The 22,851-nt window shown below is 44.5% G+C and carries 20 protein-coding genes; 19 read left to right on the top strand and 1 reads right to left on the bottom strand.

The features are described 5' to 3' along the window. Positions 1-438: 438 nt before the first annotated feature. From GX654_05790 to GX654_05770, 5 genes are all read left to right on the top strand, one after another. Positions 439-1,779 (top strand): integron integrase, encoded by a 1,341-nt coding sequence (locus GX654_05790; GenBank protein NLD36366.1) that lies wholly within the window; start codon positions 439-441, stop codon positions 1,777-1,779. Between the two features lie 520 nt (positions 1,780-2,299). Beyond that, the gene (locus GX654_05785) at positions 2,300-3,541 is read left to right on the top strand and encodes a 2-hydroxyacyl-CoA dehydratase (GenBank protein NLD36365.1); all 1,242 of its coding nucleotides are present in this window, start codon (positions 2,300-2,302) and stop codon (positions 3,539-3,541) included. Positions 3,542-3,552: 11 nt separating this feature from the next. Beyond that, a complete protein-coding gene (locus tag GX654_05780) occupies positions 3,553-4,332 on the top strand; it encodes an ATPase (GenBank protein ID NLD36364.1) in 780 nt (259 codons plus the stop codon). A 6-nt stretch (positions 4,333-4,338) separates the two neighbouring features. Further along, positions 4,339-6,018 (top strand): Na/Pi cotransporter family protein, encoded by a 1,680-nt coding sequence (locus GX654_05775; protein NLD36363.1) that lies wholly within the window; start codon positions 4,339-4,341, stop codon positions 6,016-6,018. 12 nt (positions 6,019-6,030) lie between these two features. After that, complete coding sequence (locus GX654_05770; GenBank protein NLD36362.1) at positions 6,031-6,852, top strand: pyrroline-5-carboxylate reductase; 822 nt, start codon at positions 6,031-6,033, stop codon at positions 6,850-6,852. Positions 6,853-7,157: 305 nt separating this feature from the next. On the opposite strand, the gene GX654_05765 is transcribed toward GX654_05770, so the two are convergent. Further along, positions 7,158-8,033, bottom strand: a complete 876-nt coding sequence (locus GX654_05765) for an alpha/beta hydrolase (GenBank protein ID NLD36361.1) — start codon at positions 8,031-8,033, stop codon at positions 7,158-7,160. Between the two features lie 283 nt (positions 8,034-8,316). Here GX654_05765 and GX654_05760 point away from each other — a divergent pair, with 283 nt between their 5' ends. From GX654_05760 to gspD, 14 genes are all read left to right on the top strand, one after another. Next, positions 8,317-9,786 carry a response regulator gene (locus GX654_05760; GenBank protein ID NLD36360.1) on the top strand — a complete coding sequence of 490 codons (1,470 nt, stop codon included), beginning with the start codon at positions 8,317-8,319 and terminating at the stop codon, positions 9,784-9,786. A 26-nt stretch (positions 9,787-9,812) separates the two neighbouring features. Further along, positions 9,813-11,039, top strand: a complete 1,227-nt coding sequence (gspF, locus tag GX654_05755) for a type II secretion system inner membrane protein GspF (protein NLD36359.1) — start codon at positions 9,813-9,815, stop codon at positions 11,037-11,039. A 20-nt stretch (positions 11,040-11,059) separates the two neighbouring features. Then, entirely contained in the window at positions 11,060-11,506 is a 447-nt protein-coding gene (gene gspG, locus GX654_05750; GenBank protein ID NLD36358.1) for a type II secretion system major pseudopilin GspG, read from the top strand. After that, positions 11,475-12,041, top strand: coding sequence for a hypothetical protein (locus tag GX654_05745; GenBank protein ID NLD36357.1), 567 nt, complete (start codon positions 11,475-11,477; stop codon positions 12,039-12,041). Before gspG ends, GX654_05745 begins: the two co-directional genes overlap by 32 nt. Continuing rightward, positions 12,013-12,411, top strand: a complete 399-nt coding sequence (locus GX654_05740) for a prepilin-type N-terminal cleavage/methylation domain-containing protein (GenBank protein NLD36356.1) — start codon at positions 12,013-12,015, stop codon at positions 12,409-12,411. Before GX654_05745 ends, GX654_05740 begins: the two co-directional genes overlap by 29 nt. A gap of 25 nt (positions 12,412-12,436) precedes the next feature. Continuing rightward, the gene (locus GX654_05735) at positions 12,437-13,156 is read left to right on the top strand and encodes a type II secretion system protein (GenBank protein NLD36355.1); all 720 of its coding nucleotides are present in this window, start codon (positions 12,437-12,439) and stop codon (positions 13,154-13,156) included. A gap of 3 nt (positions 13,157-13,159) precedes the next feature. Continuing rightward, complete coding sequence (gspK, locus tag GX654_05730; GenBank protein NLD36354.1) at positions 13,160-14,137, top strand: type II secretion system minor pseudopilin GspK; 978 nt, start codon at positions 13,160-13,162, stop codon at positions 14,135-14,137. 93 nt (positions 14,138-14,230) lie between these two features. Continuing rightward, complete coding sequence (locus GX654_05725; GenBank protein NLD36353.1) at positions 14,231-15,715, top strand: pilus assembly protein PilM; 1,485 nt, start codon at positions 14,231-14,233, stop codon at positions 15,713-15,715. Positions 15,716-15,737: 22 nt separating this feature from the next. Further along, a complete protein-coding gene (locus GX654_05720) occupies positions 15,738-16,256 on the top strand; it encodes a hypothetical protein (protein NLD36352.1) in 519 nt (172 codons plus the stop codon). Between the two features lie 18 nt (positions 16,257-16,274). Then, positions 16,275-17,156 (top strand): type II secretion system protein GspN, encoded by an 882-nt coding sequence (gspN, locus tag GX654_05715; GenBank protein ID NLD36351.1) that lies wholly within the window; start codon positions 16,275-16,277, stop codon positions 17,154-17,156. A gap of 7 nt (positions 17,157-17,163) precedes the next feature. Then, positions 17,164-18,060 carry a PDZ domain-containing protein gene (locus GX654_05710; GenBank protein ID NLD36350.1) on the top strand — a complete coding sequence of 299 codons (897 nt, stop codon included), beginning with the start codon at positions 17,164-17,166 and terminating at the stop codon, positions 18,058-18,060. Between the two features lie 51 nt (positions 18,061-18,111). Next, positions 18,112-19,683 (top strand): AAA family ATPase, encoded by a 1,572-nt coding sequence (locus tag GX654_05705; GenBank protein ID NLD36349.1) that lies wholly within the window; start codon positions 18,112-18,114, stop codon positions 19,681-19,683. A 1-nt stretch (position 19,684) separates the two neighbouring features. After that, entirely contained in the window at positions 19,685-20,413 is a 729-nt protein-coding gene (locus tag GX654_05700) for a tetratricopeptide repeat protein (GenBank protein NLD36348.1), read from the top strand. A 52-nt stretch (positions 20,414-20,465) separates the two neighbouring features. Next, entirely contained in the window at positions 20,466-22,850 is a 2,385-nt protein-coding gene (gene gspD, locus GX654_05695) for a type II secretion system secretin GspD (GenBank protein ID NLD36347.1), read from the top strand. The last annotated feature ends 1 nt before the right edge of the window (position 22,851 follow it).

Raw genomic sequence — 22,851 nt, 5'->3', positions numbered from 1 at the left:
CTTTAACATTGTAGAGATAAAAAAATGGCGTGTATTTCCAGAATGACAAAATCATAACCACCAATAAAATGGTAGAAAATACGACGCTTAAAACTATTTTTTTATTTTTTATTTCCATTGGTATAACATGTATTAGGTTACAAAATCACCTATTGAATAGGTTTGTTGCCTACCTATTACCTATTGAGGGTAAATAGGTGGTAGCTGAATGCTGATTAATAAAACTGGCTAAAGATTAATGATATAAATTTAAGTCAACTTTCATTTCTTCTTGTTTTTTTGCACATTTTTATGTGCTTCCTGCACAATTATCAGTGCATAAAAACAATATTCTATATATGCTAACCAATAATACCTTAATAAATCAAATAGATACATTAAGGCATAAAAATTGCCTATAAAACTTAAGGAAAACAAAACTGAGGAGACAGAGGCATTATGAAAAATGATATCAAAGATGTCAACAGGTTTTGGGACAGTTTTCGTGAAACAGTCATTAAACAAGGTCTATCAGAGTCTGAAGCAGACTCTTATGTGAAATGGGGTGAAAGGTTTGCCATTTCCATTAAGGGAATCCCTTTACGCCAGAGAACAAAAGAACATGTTATTTCATTCATTGAAAAGCTTAAGAAAGATAATATTAACAGTGGCGAGGAAATAGAAAGGGCCAGGAAAGCCTTGTACATATTATATTATAAACACCTGCAACTGCCTTTCGAAAAAAATGAGACTAATATGAAAGACTCTGGGACTGCTTTAAAAAAATCACAGGAAAAAGAATTGTTCAAAGATAACCTGGCAACAAAAAAAGAAATAATCAGCACCCATTCTGATATTATTGAAAAAATAACAAATGAAATCAGATACCGACATTATTCAATAAAGACTGAGCAATCATATATAGAATGGGTAGTGAGGTTTATTACATTTAATAATGGCGCTAAACCGGAAGGGCTGACGCGGGATGATATTAGAAGATATCTTGATTATCTGGCAATAAACAGGAAAGTTTCGGCCAGCACTCAGAACCAGGCCTTAAATGCAATAGTGTTCATGTATACACAGGTTATAAAACGTGATCCGGGTGATTTCAGTGATTTTTACCGGGCAAAACGTGACAGGAAAGTACCGGTTGTTTTGACTGCTAATGAGATGAAGCTTTTATTCAGTAAAATGGAAGGGGTCGATCTCCTGATGGCAGGTCTACTGTACGGCGCAGGTCTTCGCATAATGGAATGTGTGCGGTTAAGAATAAAGGACATAGATTTTGCCCAAAATCAGATAGTAGTAAGAAGTGGAAAAGGGGCCAAGGACAGGCTTACAATGTTGCCTGGTAAATATAAGGAAGATCTTAAAAAACAGGTTGAATATGCAAAGGAGATTTTTTTAAAGGATATAAAAGAGGGTGCAGATGGGGTCTATATCTGGCCGGGATATGACCGAAAGAACCCAGGAGCAAAAAAAGACTGGATATGGCAGTATGTTTTTCCTGCGGCAAGTCTAAGTATAGATCCTCGAAGCAATAAAGTGAGAAGGCACCATGCAGACCCAAGCAATCTCAGAAAAGAAGTAAAAACAGCATCTCGTTTGGCAGGTTTAAGTAAAGAGGTCACCCCACATACCTTAAGACATTCCTTTGCCACACAACTACTTGAAAAGGGATACGACATTCGTACAATACAGGAACTCCTTGGACATGCTGATGTCTCTACTACAATGATTTATACACATGCGCTTAATAAATCAGGGGTGCCGGTTTTGAGCCCTGCGGATTTTTAAGGAGGGGGAAGGGCGCAAGGGAAAGGATGAACGTCGAACATCGAACGTCCAACTTTCAACTTTGAATCAAAAGCAAATAAAGGCTCAAGGCTCAAAGCGTAAAGAAAAAAGAATGAACGTCGAATGAAAAGCAAAAAAAGAAAAAGGGCACAGGCGCTGTGCCCCTACAGATAGGATTTTAAAAAGGGAGAGGTCGGGAATAAATCCCGCCCCTACGAAAAGCAAAAATCATTTTTTGATAATATAATATGAAGTCTTCCTCCTTGATAAACGCCTGTCCCGCCATAGCCTTGGCGACGGCGGATGCTCTCCGTGGTTAAAATGGATTTCCCGGTGTACCGGGATCAATGACCCGCCTTTCACGAGAATGCTGCGTTATGGATTTCTGATCCAGCTTTTACAATCCTTAGGGTCTTATCGAGATATCAGGGAATCAAGGCTTGACAAGCCTTGCGCTAATCAACTAAAGTTGGCACCCGAAAAGAAGTAATAAAATAAAAATATTGGAGGAATAATCAGGATGAGTGAAGAGAAAAAACCTGCCAGAAAAAAGTTTGAGTGTCAGGGTCTATATAACAAAGTAATGGCAAACCATTTTTATGAGCTGGATGAGGCAGCTAAAACCGGGTCAAAAAAGATCGCATGGTGCACAAGTGTTGGCCCTGCTGAACTGCTTAGGGGCATGGGTTTTCTGGTCTACTTTCCTGAAAATCACGGGGCCATGCTTGGCGCTACCAGGATGGCCACTGATCTTATTCCATATGCAAATGCCATAGGTTATTCACCTGACATCTGCTCATACCTTACAAGCGATATAGGCTCATTCCTCCAGAAAAAGACACCGCTCACCACCGCCTACAAGATGGAGTCTGTGCCAAAGCCGGATATCCTGGTCTTTAATACAAACCAGTGCCGAGACGTTCAGGACTGGTTTGCATGGTATTCAAGGGAGCTTAATGTCCCCATGGTAGGCATACATACCCACAGGGACATAGGAGAGATCAGGGGTTTCCAGGTGAGTGATATTGCCAAACAGACAGAGGCGCTTATCCCTGAACTTGAAAAGGTTTCCGGTGAAAGGTTTGATATGGACCGTTTCAAGGAGGCGGTTGAACTCTCAAGACAGACATCCGTGCTATGGAGGGCATGCCTTGAGACCGCATCTGCCATTCCATCACCCTGGACATTCTTTGATGCAACCATCCATATGGGCCCTGCTGTTGTTGCAAGGGGCACAAAGGAGGCGGTGGATTATTATGAGGTGCTCTTGAAGGAGCTCAAGGAGAGGGTAGCGGGCAAGGTGGCTGCAATAGAAAATGAAAGGCACAGGATCTACTGGGACGGCATGCCTGTATGGGGCAAGCTAAGCACACTCAGCAATCAGTTTGCAGAGCTTAATACATGCATCGTGGCCTCTACCTATTGCAATAGCTGGATATTTGACCAGCTTGACCCCAAAGACCCCTTTGAGAGCATGGGAAGGGCATATACTGAGCTCTTTATCGTGAGGGATGAGGCATTCAAGGAAAGATATATGCGCAACTGCTTTGAAAAATATAAATTTGACGGGATCATATTCCACGATGCCAAGACCTGCCCCAACAACTCAAACAACAGGTATGGCCTGTCAGAGAGGATAAGTGAAACACTTGGCATACCCAGGCTGGTAATCAACGGCGACCTGAATGACCTGCGCTGCTACTCAGAGGAGCAGGCAAAGACCAATATTGAGGCATTTATTGAACAACTGGATGAAAGGTAACCCCTGCACTGATGACAGATAAAAGAGTTTTATATGCGGGGGTGGATATAGGCGCCTCCCGCACAAAGGTTGCCCTGCTTGATAATCTGAAAAACCTCAAGGGGTTTTCTGTTAAAAAATCAGGGACAGATTTCAGCCGAACCGCAGAAGATGGCCTTAACGAGGCACTCACAATGGCAAATGCATCGCGTGATGCAGTCACCCGCACTGTTTCCACAGGTTATGGAAGGACAAATGTAACCTTTAGCAATGATACCAGGACAGAGATCGGGTGCCATGCAAAGGGGGCGTTTCATTATTTTAACAGGGCAATGACAATAATAGACATAGGCGGCCAGGATAACAAGGTTATCAAGCTTGACAGCGAAGGGAGACGCATCAACTTCAAGATGAACAGGAAGTGCGCTGCCGGTACAGGGGCATTTCTGGAGGAGATGTCAGCCAGGCTCGATATCCCCATAGAGGATATGGATGGTCTTGCAAAACAGTCGACCGAGATGGTGGAGCTTGGCAGCTTCTGCACGGTCTTTTCAGCAACAGAGGTGCTGGAGAAGATCAGGCAGGGGAAAAAGGTGCCTGATATCATAAAGGGGCTCTTTTTTTCTGTTATAAAACGTGTGCTGGAGATGGATCTGATCACCCCGCCCATTGTTATGACAGGGGGAATAGTGGAGCATAACCCCTACCTGGTGGAGATGATAAAAGAGAAAACAGGCACAGAGGTATTATTGCCCGAACACCCCCAGCTTGCGGGTGCAGTTGGCGCAGCCCTCTTTGCAATGGAGTTATAGAATACAATGGTTACAGTGATATTTCAGGCCCTTGGCGGACTGGGTATGTTTTTATACGGCATGAAGATCATGTCCGAGGGGCTACAGAAATTCGCAGGCAACAGGCTCAGGCATATATTAAATATGGTCTCTAACAACCGTTTTGTGGGTTGCGGCGTAGGCACACTTATTACAAGCATAGTACAGAGTTCAAGCGCCACATCGGTAATGCTGGTAGGATTTGTTGATGCAGGGCTTATGAATCTTACCCAGGCAGTCGGTGTGGTTATAGGAGCAAATATAGGAACAACCATAACCGCCCAGCTCATAGCCTTCAAGATAACAGCCTATGCCCTTCCGGTTATTGCCCTTGGAGTATTTATCAAGTTTTTCACAGGACATACCAAATGGATATACCTTGGTGATGTGCTGCTTGGTTTTGGCCTTGTTTTTTATGGCCTCTCCACTATGTCAAACGGCCTTGCGTCGCTTAAAAACGAGCCCTTTTTTATCTCTTTTTTAACCGGGTTCCAGGCTAATACAATCATAGGGATAACCCTCTGTGTGCTGACAGGCGCAATACTGACCATGATCCTCCAGAGTTCAAGCGCCACGGTCGGTATTACAATGGCAATGGCATTTCAGGGGATGATCAATTTTGAAACAAGCGTCGCTCTCATCATGGGGGAGAATATCGGCACCACCATTACTGCACAGCTTGCAAGCATAGGCTCCAATATCAATGCAAGGCGAACGGCCAATGCACATACCCTTTTTAATACAATAGGGGTTATTATCATAATTATCTTCTTTCCTTTTTTCATTGAGATTGTCCAGTATCTCACGAGCGCGATCATGAATTTTGGCCCTGCAGATCAGCTTGTCAATGGCGTGCGCCCCAACATATCAAGATACATAGCCAATTCTCACACCCTTTTTAATATTGTAAATGCGGTCGTTTTCCTTTTTGCGCTTCCATACCTTGTAAGGATGACAATATGGCTTACCCCCTATTCAGAAAAAAAAGAGGGTTTTGAGGAGTTCAGAAAGATCAAGTTTATTGACAGTAAATATATTGAGACCCCGTCTGTTGCACTTGCACAGGCCAGGGCAGAGATAATCAGGATGGGTGAAGCGGTAGAGACAATGTATGACGATGTTGTCAGGGCTATAAAATCCCGGAAGATAAAGGACCTTTCAAAATGGAGAAGAAGGGAGGACATGCTTGATAACCTCCAGAAAGAAATAACCAAATTTCTGGTCAATATCATGCAGCAGCCCATTACATCGGAGGAATCAAACGAGATATCTGCACTTACAAGGATGGCAAATAATTTTGAACGGGCCGGCGATGAGGTGGAACATATTGCAAGGTTGATTGAAAGGCTGATAGAACAGAACCTCTTTTTTTCTGACGAGGGGATGAAGGATTATGAAACCATCTCAACAGATGTGCGAAAATTTTTAACCATTGTAAATACCGCCATCAGGGAAGAAGATACAGATGTTATTGAAAGGGCAAAGGAGCTGGAGATTTTAATAGACAGGATGAAGGAAGAGATGAAGGAGAGGCACCTCATGAGGCTGAGGGACGGCATATGTAAGGTTGACCCTGGCCTTGTAATGGTAGACCTCATTTCAACCTTTGAGAAGCTTGGAGACCTCTTCTTCAATGTTGCCCAGGCAGTGGCTGGCAGAAGGTTCTAGGGTGAGAGATATATGAATTTTACAGAAAAAGGGATTGGCTTTATAGGCGCTGGCAATATGGCGAGTGCCCTTATCAAGGGGATTATTGCGAGTAGTCTTTTTAATCATGACATGATCAAGGCGTCTGACAGCAACCCTGAAAAGATCAGGGCACTGAGTAACTCTTATAAGGTAGAGGGTATCTTATCCAACAGGGAATTATGCAACGCATGCAATATTATTGTCCTTTCAATAAAGCCCCAGGTAATGGCAATGGTTTTGGAAGAGATAAAAGGGGCCATAAACAAAAATCATCTGGTCATATCCATTGCGGCGGGTATCAGGATAAATGCCATAGAGACAATCCTTGGGGCTGATGTGCCGGTAATAAGGGTAATGCCCAATACCCCTGCCCTTGTCCAGATGGGGGTGAGTGCAATAGCCGCAGGGGGCGCTGTTAATGTGGATCACCTGAATATTGCCCTGGATATTTTAAAGGCGGTCGGCAATGTCTTTACTGTGGATGAGGCCATGATGGATGCGGTAACGGCTGTATCCGGGAGCGGGCCGGGTTTTGTATTCAGGCTGATGGAATGCATTGTTGAAGCTGCCCAAAAACAGGGTTTTGACCAGGAGACCGCAAAGAATATGGTGATAAATACATTTCTTGGTGCGGCCATGCTTGCACAAAAAACAGCCACACCCCTGTCTGAGTTAAGGAAAATGGTCACCTCGCCCGGTGGCACAACAGAGGCAGGGCTTAAATATATGGATGAAAATAAAATCGGGGATATCCTTGAGGGGATGATAGAAGCAGCGAAAAAGAGATCAGTGGAACTGGGGAAGAAGGAGTAATAGAGGCGCAGGGCTCAAGGGGGAAGAAGAAAAGGACGAACATCCAACGTCGAACATTGAACTTTGAACGTTGAATGAAATGCAATAAAACAGGAAGAAGGGCACAGGGCTTAGACTATAGCCGTGCACCTCGTGCCCTGAGCCTTGAGCCTCGTGCCTTTATTATTCTTCCTGACAATAAACTCAATATTGCCCACTTAATCCAAATCGAAATCCATATCGAAATCGGGTTTTCATCGAAATCGATTGCGATTTCAATTTCGATAAAGATTTCGATTTGGATAACGAGTTATGTCCCAAAAACCCTATTTGACCTTCGCGGTCATGATAAATTCACTGATAGTATTTTGATATCCCCTGCCCCCTGCCACATGGGTATCATTGTGGCGCGCACCCTTTATCTCATAAAAATATTTAGGTTCGCTGGCCGCCTCAAAAAGCTTTCTTCCCATAATGGGCGGGACAATCTCATCATTTTCGCTCCACATGATAAGTTTGGGAATGGCGACATGTCTGATCTTCTCAAGGCTGTTGTAATTTTGCGGGATAAGGGGTGCAATGAGCCTGAAGATACCCATATGTTTTGCCATGTGACACACTGACAAAAATCCGTTCTCAATGATAATGGCCCCTGCCTCTCTTTTTGATGCCACCTCCAGTGCGGCTGCCACCCCGAGTGAGCGGCCAAGCAGGATAATATCACTGGGGTTGATCTTCTCATCCCTTACAAGATAATCAAATGCACTCAATGCATCAGTATAGATCCCCTGCTCCGAGGGGTGACCGCTGCTTTTGCCATATCCCCTGTAGTCAAAGATAAGGACATTAACCCCTATCTCAAGGAGAAGATCTATATATTCAAGCCTGTGTGAGATGTTGCCTGCATTCCCGTGGCAAAATAATATTACAGGCTTATCCGGGTAGGGGTAAAAATACCAGCCGTGCAATTTTACTCCATCAGTGGTATTGAGATAGATATCACGAAATTTCAACTGGAAATCGGAAGGGGAATAATCAAGCCTCTTCTGGGGTTGAAACACAAACCACCCTTCAATACCTTTATAGAAGATAAGGATGGTTGTAACAAGGATGATGAAAAATATAAGAAGATATATCCCCTTAACAGGCATAAACATTATTGCCCCTGCACTATTAATGAATTTTCTGATGATGAACCCCATAAATCCTTATCGAAATCGAAATCGAAATCGAAATCGTTATCCAAATCGGCAGTAAAATCGATTTCGATTTCGATTGATAAACCCGATTTCGATTTCGATTGTATAAGCAATATCAATTATTTCTTTCATTAATACCATAATTTGTATTAGAATATCATAATTTATTTGCATCATTTTAGGCAATCCCATAAAGTGTAATGGGTTATTTTGGCGATCGCTGCCGGTTTTGTTTTTGTTCCTGCGGCGGGAAAAATCTATTTTTTCGTTACAAGGGTGAGTTGCTATGGAAGAAAAGACCAGGATACTGATCGTAGATGATGAAAAATCAAACAGAGAGACATACCTGAAAATCTTGAAATCAAGGAATGATCTTTCTATTGAACTGTTGGATAACCCGGGCCAGGCATATAAAAAACTCAAAAAAATTGAGCCTGATATTATACTGTGCGGTCTGTCCCTGCCCAAAATGGATGGCCTTGAGTTTTGTAGAAAGATTAAATCCAACCCTGATCTTGAGGGGATATACTTTATAATGGTGAGTTCTGAAGAGAGCGAGGATGCCAAGATCAGTTGTATGAACGAAGGGGTGGATGATTACCTTGTAAGGCCGGTAAGCCAGGATGAACTCCTGTCCAGGATAAAGGTCGGCCAAAGGATAACCCAGCTCCTGAAAAGCACCATCATTGAGTCAAAGAGGATGTTCAGCGAGATAGATGTGCTGATTATCCAGGAAGGGGGATGCGCCCCCGGATACAACCCTGTGACAGCCTTTCTTACCTATCATCTTGAGGGGATGGGAAGAGAGGTCTTTGCAACAAAAGAGGGGTTTAAATCACTTGTTGATAAATCGGATAACTTTCTCCGCCTTGTGTATGACCCGGTTAAATATAAAAAACTGGATCATTTCCCCGGTGTATTTCATGCTGCACCCCTGTCCGAATGGAGGGGGGCATATCTCAGGAGTGAGCGTTTCGAGGATTTTAAAGATCATGATGTCCAGCTGAAAGCGGCCAGCACTATTAAAAAGAAAAATGTAAAGGCCATTATCGCCATAGGGGGTAACGGGACATTCAAGGGGATATATGATCTCTGCAACCTGATACCGACCTGCATACAGGTCTTCTTTGTGCCTGTCACAATAGACAGTGATGTTGCTGGCACAGACTGCATTGGACAGCATACCGGCGTTGAGGCAGGCGCAGAAAAGATCAGGTGTTACATGGCAGACGCCAGGACGCACAAGAGGGTATATATTGTGGAAATGATGGGGGCAAGCAGCGGGTTTCATGCCCTCCATTCATGCCTGGGGTCGCGAGCCCACCTTGCTGTGCTGCCTAACAGCCGGATAAACCATGCTGAGGTGGTTGAGGCAATCAATAAAAGGGAAGAGTGCGTTATCGTGGTTGCAGAGGGTTATAAAAAAGCAGAGAGGGATGAAAAGGGCATAAAGGATAATGCAGCAGAGTATTTCTATAGGGAATTACTGGAGACTAAGATCAAGATTAATAAGAGGGTAGTCTGCGAACCATTTTCAAGGGACATAAGAGGGGCAGCGCCAAACAACATGGACATCTCCCTGGCACAGAGGATGGCCTATAATGTTGCGGCATATCTCAAAGCGGGCACATCCAGGCTAATGCCTGCTGTGCAGTCAGGCAGGGAGTATGCAATACCCTTTAACCAGATATCAACCGATAACATGAAGGAAGAGGACCTTAAGGGTCTTGCAAACAGACTTACAGGGATAAGATAAACCTTATTTATTAAGGATAATAATAGATGCCTGTTTACGAATATTCAGCGCTGGACAGCAGGGGAAAGAAGACAAAGGGAATTATTGATGCGGACAGTCCCCTCTCCGCAAGGAACAAGCTCAGGGGCTCTGACCTTTTTCCGGTAAATATAAAAGAATCATCCTCACAGATAAAGGTCCAGCAGACAGGTTCAACCTCTGTTAATACCCTGTTGCGGCGCATAAAGGCCGATGAGATATCAACAATCACAAGACAGCTCGCCACCCTTATGAGCGCGGGCATACCCCTTGTCGCATCCCTTGAGCTTCTGATCACGCAGGAGGTGAACCCCCTTCTAAAAAAGGTGCTTGCCCAGACAAAGGAGTCTGTAAACGAGGGGAACAGCCTTGCATCATCGCTTACAAACCATTCAAAATACTTTTCCCAGATCTATATCAACATGGTTACAGCAGGGGAGGCATCAGGCTCCCTTGACCTTGTGCTGGAAAGGCTCGCCGAGTTCAGCGAAAACCAGGAGGCATTAAAAAGCAAGGTCATATCCGCAATGGTTTATCCTGTTATCATGCTTTGCATAGGGGTGCTTGCCCTGCTTATGCTTGTAACCTTTGTTGTGCCCAAGTTTATTGCGGTGTTTGATGAGATGGAAAAGGCCCTGCCGCTGCCTACCCTTATCGTTATTGGCGCCAGTAATTTTTTAAAATCATACTGGTGGCTGATCCTGCTCTTTTTTATTGTGGCGGGTTTTATATTCAGGCGCGCAAGGCAGACAGAGAGGTTCTCCCGCAAGTGGGACGAGGTCAAATTAAAGATGCCTGTGTTCGGTTCTGTTATAAAAAGGATGATTATAGCCAGGTTCGCCAGGACCCTTGGGAGCCTTCTCACAAGCGGCGTAACCCTGATCAATGCCCTTCAGATAGTGCGCAATGTGGTAAATAATATACTGGTGGCAGAGCTGATTGACAACGCGGTAGATGAGATCAGGGAGGGAAAAAGCCTCTCTGCGCCATTATCAAACAACAGGCTGATACCCCCTGTTGTTGTCCAGATGATATCTGTCGGCGAACACAGCGGAGAGCTTGAAAAGATGCTTAACAAGATTGCGGATATTTACGAGCGGGAGGTGGAATCACAGGTGTCAGCCATGACATCCATGCTTGAACCCTTTATGCTTCTTGGGATGGCGGTTATAGTAGGGTTTATTGCATTTTCAATACTTCTCCCCATTATGGAGATGAGCCAGATCGTTCACTAGAAAAATTTTTAGGAGGATATATGAGTTCAGATAATAGAAATACCGAAAAGGGTTTTTCCCTGATAGAGGTAATGGTTGTTATTGTCATCCTGGGTATACTTGCAAGTATTGTGGGTGTAAAGGTTATAGGGCATATAGAGGATTCAAAAAGGGTCAAGGCAAAGACCCAGATAGAGACCTTCAGGACTGCCCTTGATCTTTACAGGCTTGATAACGGGAGCTACCCCACCACTGAACAGGGGTTAACCGCCCTGGTATCGCCTCCTACAGTCGGAAAACTCCCCAGAAAGTGGAGAGAAGGTGGTTATATCGCAAGGATACCTAAAGACCCCTGGCAAAATGAATATGTGTATCAGTCACCTGGTGACAATGGGGATTTTGACATAATATCCTATGGTGATGACAATGAACCTGGCGGTGAGGGAAAAAACAAAGATGTCACAAGCTGGGAAGACGATCAGGATTAATATCAGGCACTTTTCCGGGAGGCTGTCAGGGGGTTTTACCCTGCTGGAGCTGACAATTGTTATATTCCTGGCAGGGCTTTTTCTCTCTATTACTGTGCCTGCTGTGCGTGAAACCCTGCTTTCGGATAATCTTAAGACTGCATCCCGGACACTTGTCGCCACCATAATAAAGGTGAGGGACTTATCAATAACCGAATATCAGGATCATACCCTCTTCTTTGACATAGAAAATGGCAAATACTGGTATGAAAAGGCCGGAATAGATGAATCCGAGGCGCTTACCGCAAAGGATCAGGCCAGGACACTACCAGAGGATGTGCGTATACTTGATATAGATCAGTATGGCTCAGAAAGAAAGACAGATGGTGAACAGAGGATCAGGTTCAGCAGAAAGGGGTACATGCGCTATTCCCTGATACACCTTGGGGATAAGGGCAATAGAAAATTCACCCTTGTGCTGGAGCCCTTCCTGGGAAAGGTAAAGATCATGGAGGATTATCTAAGCTTTGAAGATATTGCATCAAAGGATATTTAACAGCAGGGGTTTTAGCCTTATGGAGGTCATGTTTGCCCTAGCCCTTATAGGCATTGCGCTTACAACCCTCCTTGCATCCCAGTCGCAGGGGCTGAGTCTTGCCAACGAGGCCAAGTTTTATACGACCGCTTCATTTCTGGCACAGGGGAAGATGGCTGAGATCGAGATAGCCGAGACAGAGGGCATCATGAACGACTCAGGGGATTTCGGGGATGATTACCCTGATTATACCTGGGAGGTAGAGATAAACAGCACATCCATTGAGCTGCTTGAAGAATATGCTGACCGTTTTAAACAGATAGACCTTCATGTCTATTTTGGAGAAAACAGGGTCTATCAATATGATATAAGGCTGTACAAGCTTTTTTAGCTGAATGGTGAAGGGTGAATGGTGAATGATCGCCTGCTTAAATAGATTCAGGATATCAACTATTCTTTTATCAGGTCAAAAGAGGGTTAATGGCCAGTATGGCTTTACCCTGCTTGAGATAGTGGTGGCAATAGCCATATTTGCTGTTATAGTCTCTCTTATATATCCTGCCTATACAGGCACTTACAGAAATATAGAGATAGCAGAGACCCAGGCAGAGATATATGCGATGGCCAGGACAGCTATGATCAGGATTGTGGAAGACCTTGAATCAACCTATATACCTGAGCCATCAGGGGGTGGACAGGGTGTAACTGCCTCTGAGGCGCTGATTGGAGAGGATGACTTTATAGAGGGGAGGGAATCAGACCGAATCAGATTCTTTTCCAGGTCCCATATAGATCTGGAGAAATCACAGGATGAGGCAGGTGATGCGAAGATCGCCTACTACCCAATTTTAAAGGAGGATAAAAGCATTATACTCTACAGGTCAGACACCAGGGCAAACCTTGAATGGCCTGATGAAAATACCGGCGGGTGGCGCATATGCGAGGGGCTCCATTCAGTCAATTTCACATACAGGGGCAAAGATGGCAACATCTATGATGCATGGGATAAATCTGTCGCCGGCCCTGGGACAGGGCTCCCGCCAATGGTGACTGTTACGCTTGAATTTATAGATAAAGACAACCCGGAAAAACCATTAACCTTTTCCACCTCTGTGGCGCTGCCGCTTTCAAACTGAGATATGAAAACATCACTCACAAATAACAGGGGAGTTGCGCTGATCATAACCATACTGATGATGGCTATTATTGTAGTTCTTACCCTTCACTTTAACAGCTCAATGAGGCATGAGTTATACGGGGCTGTGAGCTCAAGGGATAATATCCTTTTAGGTTATATTGCAAAATCCGGGTACAACCTTGCCATAACCCTGTTAAAGGAGGATGATCCTGCAAGCGATTCATTTCAGGATGACTGGGCCCTTCTGGAGGGGGGATCAGCCCTCTCGGAAGCGCTCTTTGATGGGGGGAGATTCCAGGTGAAGATATCTGACCTGTCAGGCAGGTTACAGATAAACAGCCTTGTTAAACAGGATGGTACATACGATGAGGATCAAAAGGATATCCTTTTAAGGCTCCTTATATCAGAACCCTTTGAGCTCGAACCTGAAGAGGCAGAGGATATAGTGGATAATATCAAGGACTGGATCGACAGGGACGATGAGCCTACCAGGTTCGGTGCAGAGGCATCATACTACCAATCACTAGAAAAACCATATCCCTGCGCAAACAGCCCTCTAAGATCAATCAGTGAGATGATCTATATCAGGGGCATAACAGGTAAACTGCTCTTTGGCACAAGGGAGACCCCCGGGTTAAAGGAGTTTATCACGGTTTTCGGTGATCCGGGCGGCAGAATAAACATAAATACAGCAAACAGGCATATCCTTCTGGCCCTTTCCGAGGAGATGGACACAGTTATGGTGGATGAGATCATAACATACCGTAATAATGAGGATAATGACCTGACCAATCCCAACTGGTACAAAGAGGCCCTGGGCGCTGACGAGGATATAATAAAACCCGCCCTCATAACAATAAAGAGTTCATATTTTGAGATACTCTCCACAGGTATAAGGGATAGAGCTCTAAAAGAGCTGAAGGCGGTTGTTAAAAGGGCTCAAGGTGATTTTACAACACTTTTATGGGAAGTAATATAACAGGAGGCGGTTTTAGCGCATCAAGAATACATTGAGTTTTTTTAAATATTTATATATAGAGAATAAAGACCAACAAATTTTCATCAGGAATAAATGATGCCCGGAAAGATATTAGGAATAGACATCTCAAAGAGCTATGTATCTGCGGTTCAGGTGATAAGCGGGTTAAAGGGGTATCAGGTAATATCATGCTTTTATGAACCTGTTACTGATAATAATCCATTATTTGCCCTAGAAAAGGTGGCTGGCCGAAGTGACCTGAAAAGCGACAGGTATTTTATTTCTATCCCTCCATCCGGGATATCCTTCAGGAATATAGAGACCCCATTTAAAGATGCAAAAAAGATCAGGCAGACCCTCCCATTTGAGATAGAGAGCCATGTGCCCTTTTCTGTGGACGGGATTATAATAGACTACATCCATTCTGATCTGGATAACCCCGCTGCCCTGCTTACCGCAGCAGTTGGGAAACCTGCTGTTTCAGGGTATATTGATCTCCTTCAAAAGGCCGGGGTTGACCCTGACATAATAGATGTAAGGCCTGTGCCTGTTGTTTCCTCTCTTCTGGATCAGGAAAAGAGCCCGTTAAACGGTATATACCTTGACCTTGAACCGGAACACCCCTCCCTTGTGATCTTCAAGGGGAAAAGGATTGTTGTTATAAGGGAGTTACCCTGCGCAGTAACGCAGCAGGCGGAAATCAGCGAGTCTGAAAAAATAGGCCGGTCTGCTTCAGAATCTGTTGAAGCGATCATCAGGGCCATATGCATTGAGAGCGCAAAGACCCTCCATTCATATAACACACGGGCCAGGAACAGTTTTAATCCTGAAAAGATCTATTTTGGCGGCAGGCTCTCCGGCTACAGGGATGCCCAGTCCATAATAAGCAGCCTTTTTGAGACCCCTTCCGAGAGGCTAAATATTGCACGAGAGGGTAAACTGCGGATGGAGCTCAAACTTTCTGCGGTTTATGACCCCGCATTAATGGATAATGCCCTTGCCCTTGCTGTAAAGGAGACAGGGAAAAACAGCGGCTTTAATTTCAGGAGAGATGAGTACAAGGCTAAAAAGAGTATTCTGGGCCAGGTGAAGAACATCAGGCTCACCATTATCATGCTTGCCCTCCTCTTTTTAATGCTGATCATAAACCAGGGCACTGATTACTATTTTATGAGCAGGAGGCATTCAGAGGTTAACCGGGAATTTGATAAAAAAGTACCTGAGTTCAGCGGGATAAAAAGCACCAGGGGAAAGATAACTGCGGCCAGGCAGAGACTTAAAAACCTCAACAGCCCCTCATCCGATCTGTCAAATGAGATAAACCCTGACCAGAGGGTGCTTGATATCATAAGGGACCTGTCGGTCAGGATAACTGATCAATACCCTTTTGATATAAGCACATTAACAATAAGAAGCAGCGAGGTCACTATAACAGCAGTAACCGACAGCTTTGATACGGTTTCAAAGATAAAAAATGTCCTTAAGTCATCTGACCTTTATAAAAATGTAATAGAGATAAAACGCGAACAGAAAGGTGATGGGGTCATACTTGACCTGAAGCTTGAAAGGGCTGATTAGTTATAAGGAAAATGGATAAGATATGAAACTAGCAAGGCGTGAAAAACTCTTAATAGGCGGATCAGGGCTGATCCTGGCGCTCTTCCTGATCATTACACAGCTTGTTGTCCCATTTTTCAACAGCAAGGATCAACTTAAAAAGGAGGCAAAAGAGCTGGAACAGATCATAAAGGAGTATAATCTGACTGGCGCCGGGGGCCAGGATATAGAAAGCATATCAGGGAATCTTGAAAAGGCTCTCGCTGCCCGCGGGGATGAACCCCTTGACTCCCTTATTAACAGGGAGATCAATGAAATCGGAATAACGAAGAATATACCGCGAATGAGGCCCACAGAAGGCAAAAAACAGGGGAATTTCATTGAAGACATTGTTGAACTTCCCATCGAGGCGGTATCTTTGGCACAGCTTACAGAGTTTTTATACCGGATCGAGAAGCCGGAAAAGTTTATATATATTAGCAGGATCACCATCAGGGATAACAAAAAGGAAGAGGGCTACCTTGATGCGACTATCAGGGTGCTCACATATAAGAGAATATAGCAGGGTATGAACTGAGTTATGATAGAGGCTCTTAAGGGAAATAACAGGTACTGGTACCTGGTCTATATAGCGCTCCTGCTGATTCTCTTTTTATATATCATGTTCCCTGATAGAATACTGAATGGTTTTTTGAACGCCCAGGCAGAAAAGAGGTTCCCGGACTTAAGTATCAGTTTCGAGGATACAAGGCTTATATTACCCCTTGGCATCAGGATCAGGGGGCTTGAGGTCGCGCTAAAGTATAATCCTTACGAGCTCCTCTATGTCTCTGAAAAGACATCCTTAAGGGTTTCTATAACCGGCCTGCTTTTTGGCCGAAATAAAGTAACCTTTACAAGCCGGGTAAATGGCGGGGAGATATCCGGTATTTTTGAAGAAAAGGATAAAGAGAGCTGTAACATTACAATAGATATAGATGACATTATACTTGATGGAAAGCCCTTTATCCTTCCTGGTACAGGTAAGTATATAGAGGGCGTGCTGGCAGGAAGAGTCAGCTTTACAGGCAACCCTTCCGACTTTATAAACGGAAAAGGCGATATCTCTCTTGATGCAAAAAAAGGCATTATAAAGCCTGTCCTGCCGCTGTTTGATGTAAGGGACATAGGGTTTGAAAAGATAAGTCTTACAGGGGTTCTTGATAATATGAGGTTTAATGTAAAGGATCTCTCAATGAAAGGCGGCCCAATCAATGGGAAGGCAAGGGGCGATCTCCAGTTGAAAAGGGATATACTTTCGAGCGGGTTAAGGTTTTCCGCTGAGATAACCCCAACCCCTGAAATGAAGATCGAGATGCCTGATATTGCAGGGGCCATAGAGTCATCAAATATAATGAAGAATGGCAAACTGAAGTTTGATATACAGGGTACCTTAACGAACCCGCTACCAGTAATAAGGTGATGTGCATATGATAACAGATGTAATGACAAAGAACATTTTTACCATCATTAACATAATAGCCACAGCATTGATAATCTTTCTTGGGGTTAATACCTTTTACAGAGTTATTGAGGCCCGGTTTGAAAAACCTTTGGTCAAGCAGAGAGCTGAAGCAGTAAAGGCTGCACCCCCAAAAAGCATTGCTACCCCCGGATTAAGCGCCTATGAGGTGATTAACAGGAGAAGCATCTTTGGAAGGGCGGGTGCCGGTTTAACAGGCAAAATAGATGACATCTCACAGGTGGAAAACCTTAACCCCACCTCACTTGATGTCATACTCCTTGGCACTGTTGCAGGGAGTGATGAGGATGCCTATGCTATTATTGAAGACAAGTCAAAAAGGACACAGGATATCTACCATATTGGTGACAATATAAAGGGTGCTATTCTAAAAAATATATACAGGAACAAGGTGGTAATAAGGTTCAATGGAAAGGATGAGATCCTGCTCAAGGATGAAAACCAGGGGCAGAAGGGAGCTGCATCTGGACCCTTTCCCGGCTTTTCAGGCATGACCCCTCCGCCGGGTACCGGGGGAGATCCTGTACAGACCATTATGCTGAACAGGGCAGAGCTGGAGACAGCTCTCTCCAATATCCAGGAGGTTATGACCCAGGCATCTATTCAGCCGCATATGCAGGATGGGGTGGTTGATGGGATGACCATAACGAGCGTTAAGGCAGGCTCTATTTTCAGGAAGGCAGGCTTAAGAAGCGGTGATATTATAAAGGGTATTGAAGGCAGGGAGATCAAAAACCCGGAGGACCTGCTCTCCATTTATGGCAGTCTCAGGGATAGTGAATCAGTGGGGTACCAGATCATACGCAGGGGAAGAGTAAGGAATATCCAGATCAGGGTAAGATGATGATAAATAGGCGGACATATATCAGGCGAGGGCAGAGGAGAGGGTAAAGGGATGTATAATTCATTTTTCGGTCTTACCGAGACCCCATTCAATCTAACGCCTGACCCCAGGTATCTTTACCTGAGCCCCAACCACAGGGAGGCGATTGACCACCTGCTTTACGGGATTAATGAGAGGAAGGGGTTTATCCTTATTACAGGGGGCATCGGCGCCGGGAAGACCACCCTCTGCCGTGTGCTCCTTGACAGGCTGGATGAAAAGACAAAAAGTGCCCTTATTCTTAATTCATACATCTCCGATATTGAGCTGTTGAAACTGATCGTGGAGGAATTCGGTGTTGGAATTAATACCGGTAATAACAGGGAGATCACAAAAAAGGATTATGTCGATGCCCTGAACAGCTTTCTCCTTGAAAATTTCAGCAATGGCGGCAATGCTGTCCTGCTCATAGATGAGGCGCAGAACCTGTCAAGGGATGTGCTTGAACAGCTTCGAATGCTCTCAAACCTTGAGACAGAAAGGGAAAAGCTGATTCAGATAGTACTGATAGGGCAACCTGAACTCAATGATATTATAGGCGCCCCATCCTTGAGACAGCTTAATGACAGGATACTGGTGCGTTATTTTCTTAAACCCCTTGGAGAGATGGAGCTAAAGGGGTATGTTGAACACAGGCTTGTTGTTGCAGGCAGTCATGGCAATATCACCTTTACAGGCGGGGCATATAAGAGGTTATTTTCAAGGTCTGAGGGCATACCCAGGAGAATAAACAGCATCTGCGACAGGGCGCTTCTTATCGCCTACACAAAGGGGGCATATACAGTAACCGGAACCATTATCGAGAAGGCGGCAAATGACCTGTATGGATCAGGCGTTGTGATAAAAAAGGGGGGGCTCTTTTCATGGGTAAGGCCTCTGCATATAATCCTGTTTGCCTTTATCCTGCTTGTGTCAGCAGGGGTTACAGGGTTTATTTACCTGAAACATATGTATGAGGCTTCATTATCCAGGCAGTTAAAAGAGGCGGTCGCCACTCAAAAAAAAGAGGAGACACCTGTTGTTAAGGTAGTCAAAAATGAGCCTGAGTTGTACCTTGACAATGCAAACAGTATCTCAGCGCTCTTTTCCCTTTTTTACAGGAATAACCCGGATAAAAGGATCAATGAAACAGGAGGCCGTTTAAGCCTTGAGACATTTGAGCTTTCCCCTGAATATTACATAACGCTGAAAAAACCCTTTGTGCTTAAAACAAACAGGGATGCACCCAATGGAAAATACCTGCTGATAACAAGTGTAAATGAGAAAGGGGCTGTATGCCAGGATACAGAGGGAAATCCCAGGGAGATAGATAAGCTGTTTCTCTTTGAAAACTGGGGAAGGGCAGTAACATGGATATTCCCTGTTTATGCCGGCGACCAGATATATGGTATCGGCATGGAAGGCCCGGCGATCAGCCGGTTACAGAAAATCCTTCAGGCAAAAGGTTACCTGGTGCAGGTGAACGGGATATATGACACATCCACGTTTAATGAGATGAAACGTCTTCAGGGTGATTTTGGCCTGCGTGTGGATGGTGTTGCAGGGCCAAGGACAAATGCCCTTTTATATCAGATGGCGGAATAAGATGAGTTATATCAATCAGGCACTCAAAAAGGCGCAGAAGGAGAAGGATGCCGGACGCATAGGCTACATCAGGTCTATCGGGGGTGGAGGCTCTGGCATAGAGGGGGTGTCAGGCAGGCAGTACATATATGCAGCCCTAGCAGCTATCATACTTATTGCCGGAGGCATCTTCTATATTATAAGGTTAAATAGCGGGGACACCACTGAACAGGCCGCAACCGGTGCGGCAATTGAACACGCCAAAGATATGCAAAGGCAGCACAGGGATATTACTGTTCTTGAAAAGGTTGATTCAAACGAAAAAAATGTCACGCCATCAGGGATAGATAGAAAAGGCATGACAGATACAGGAGAAGCGTTGTATAAAAAGGCGGTTCTTCTATTGAAGGAGAAGAGGGTAAAGGAGGCTTTAGCCATTTACATGGAAATACTTGATAAAGACCCGGGCCATATTGCCTCCTTAAATGATATTGGGGCGCTCTACCTCCATGAGGGTAAATATTATGACGCAATTAATTACCTTGAAAAGGCGGTAAGGATTAAACCAAAGTTTGTAACACCCTGTTATAATCTGGCCTGCGCATATGCCCTGAACAATGAGCCTGAAAAGGGTATGGCCTATCTAAAAAAGGCCATCAGTTTAAATAAAGAGGTAAAGGCATGGGCGAAAAATGACCCTGACCTTAAAAACCTCAGGGGTCAGAACGATTTTTTGGTACTGATTGAGTGATAAGTAAATATATGGTAAAAGGTCCAAATTCCATAAAACAGAAGGGTTAATCATGCACGTTAAAAATTTCTTAAAAATCGGCGCTCTTTTTTTGATGGTCTCTATTTTTACAGCAGGCACTGTGTACAGTGCGCGTACGAGTGAAGGGGATGAGATAACCTCATCAACCGGTGAAGAGGCCGCATCAGATCAGCCTCCTGAAATTAATGAAGATTTTTTTCCCCCTGCCATTCCCGCTTCAGAACAGAGCGTAACGCCTGCTGCCCGAGAAAGAAAGGCTGCAGTGCCGGATAGAAGCTCAGCACGTGTAAAAGAAGAAGACTCCCGCCTGATCTCCATTGATTTTGACAATGTGGATATAAACCTTCTGATAAAATTTATAAGCGAGCTTACACAGAAGAATTTCCTGGTTGACCCCAATGTCAAGGGAAAGGTCACCATCATTTCACCATCCAAGATATCTGTTGCTGAGGCTTACAGGGTATTTGAATCGGTGCTGGAGGTTCATGGCTTCACTACTGTGGCATCAGGAAGTGTAACAAAGATAATCTCTGTAGCCGAGGCAAAATCAAAAAATATCGAGACACTCGTTGGTGATGAAAAGATGAGGCCTGAAGATAGACTGGTTACTCAGATAATCCCGCTTAAATATGCAAACCCGAAAGATCTTGAAGTGGTATTCAAATCCCTTATTTCAAAGGGCAGCGTAATGGTCTCTTATGATCCTACAGGCATGCTTATCCTGACCGAAACCAAGTCAAACATATCGCGCCTCATGAAGATAATTGAGGTGCTGGATGTGCCGGGTACAGGAGAGGTGGTCACAGTTATCCCGCTTAAAAACGCATCCGCTCAGGCAATGGCAACAAGCATAGGGACAGTTTTCAGATCAAATATCGGCACTGCTAAAAGGGCTGCAACAGCAGTCGCTGCCTCCCAGATAACAGCTGTGCCGGATGAAAGGACAAATTCGGTTATAATACTTGCCTCAGAGGTTGATACCCTCAAGGTAAGAGGGCTGATTGACCTGCTTGATAAAGAGATACCAAGGGGTGACGGCGGTATACATGTGTACTCTCTTCAGAATGCGAATGCTGAAGATATGTCAAAGACCCTGATGGCCATTCCCAAGGATACCCCTCAGCAGGGCGAACAGAGGGGCACAGCCCCGGTGCTTTCAAAGAATATCAAGATTGTTGCAGACAAGGCAACAAATTCGCTGATCATAACCGCGGAAAAGGCCGATTACATGATCCTTGAAAATGTGATCCATGAACTGGACAGGCCCAGAAGCATGGTATACATAGAGGCGTTGATCATGGAAGTGAGCATGAGTAACAAGCTTGAGATAGGTGTGCAGTGGCAGGTTGGAGAGGTGGGTGACAATGCATCGGTATACAGCGCATCCAACCCCGGGGTAAATAATTTCCCTAACATTGATTCAAGCGGAAGGGTGAGTCTGCCCACTGGCCTTACATACGGGGTTCTGGGTAATACCATCAGTATTGGTGGGATAGATTTTGCCGATATAGGGGCTGTTTTCAGGGCATATGCCAATGACTCTGACGTTCAGATACACTCAAGGCCACAGATAATGACCCTGGATAATGAAGAGGCCAACCTGGAGGTGACAGATGAGGTCCCCTTTATATCAAGAAGGGATGAAAATACCTCAACAGGCACAACAGGCTACAGCAATTACGACTTTAAAAAGGTTGGTGTAAAATTAAAGATCACACCCCAGATTAACCAGGAAAGGTTTGTCAGACTCAAGATCGAACAGGAGGTAAGCCAGGTGTTGAGTGTCGATGAGGCAGGTCAGCCCACAACCTTTGCCAGGATAGCCAACACCGTGGTAAGGATAAAGGATGGTCAGACTGTGGTAATCGGCGGCCTTATAGATTCTAAAGACAACCGGACAAATTACAGGGTGCCGTTATTAAGCCGGGTTCCGATTCTGGGCTATCTCTTCAGGTCAAAAACCACCTCCCTTGATAAAAAGAATCTGTATATTTTCCTGACCCCCCGAATTCAGACAAACCCCGAAGAGGCAACAGAATTATACGAGGAAAAAAAGGAACATATCAACTCCATAAAGGAGGGCGTCATCCGAATGAATAATGATGGCAAGCTCTCTGAAGATATGAGGCTCGCGGGTATGGGTTATAAATATCTTGAACTCAAGGAGTATGACAAGGCCATGAAATATTATGAAAAGGCCCTTCTCGAAAACCCGGATAACCCCTATGCAATCCTGAATATCGGCTATATTAACCAGGTGCAGGGCAACAGCGAAAAGGCGATTGAGATGTATGAAAGGCTTATAGCAATGGCGCCAAAGGATGTGGCGGATGCATCTACTGATCCCTTAAAGGCAGGTAAAAGGCTTACTGACATAGCAGCAGAAAACCTGAAATCATTAAAGAAGAATAAATGAT

The organism is Desulfatiglans sp. (assembly GCA_012513605.1).
Taxonomy (GTDB): domain Bacteria; phylum Desulfobacterota; class DSM-4660; order Desulfatiglandales; family HGW-15; genus JAAZBV01.
This window is presented reverse-complemented; position numbering and strand designations above follow the sequence as displayed.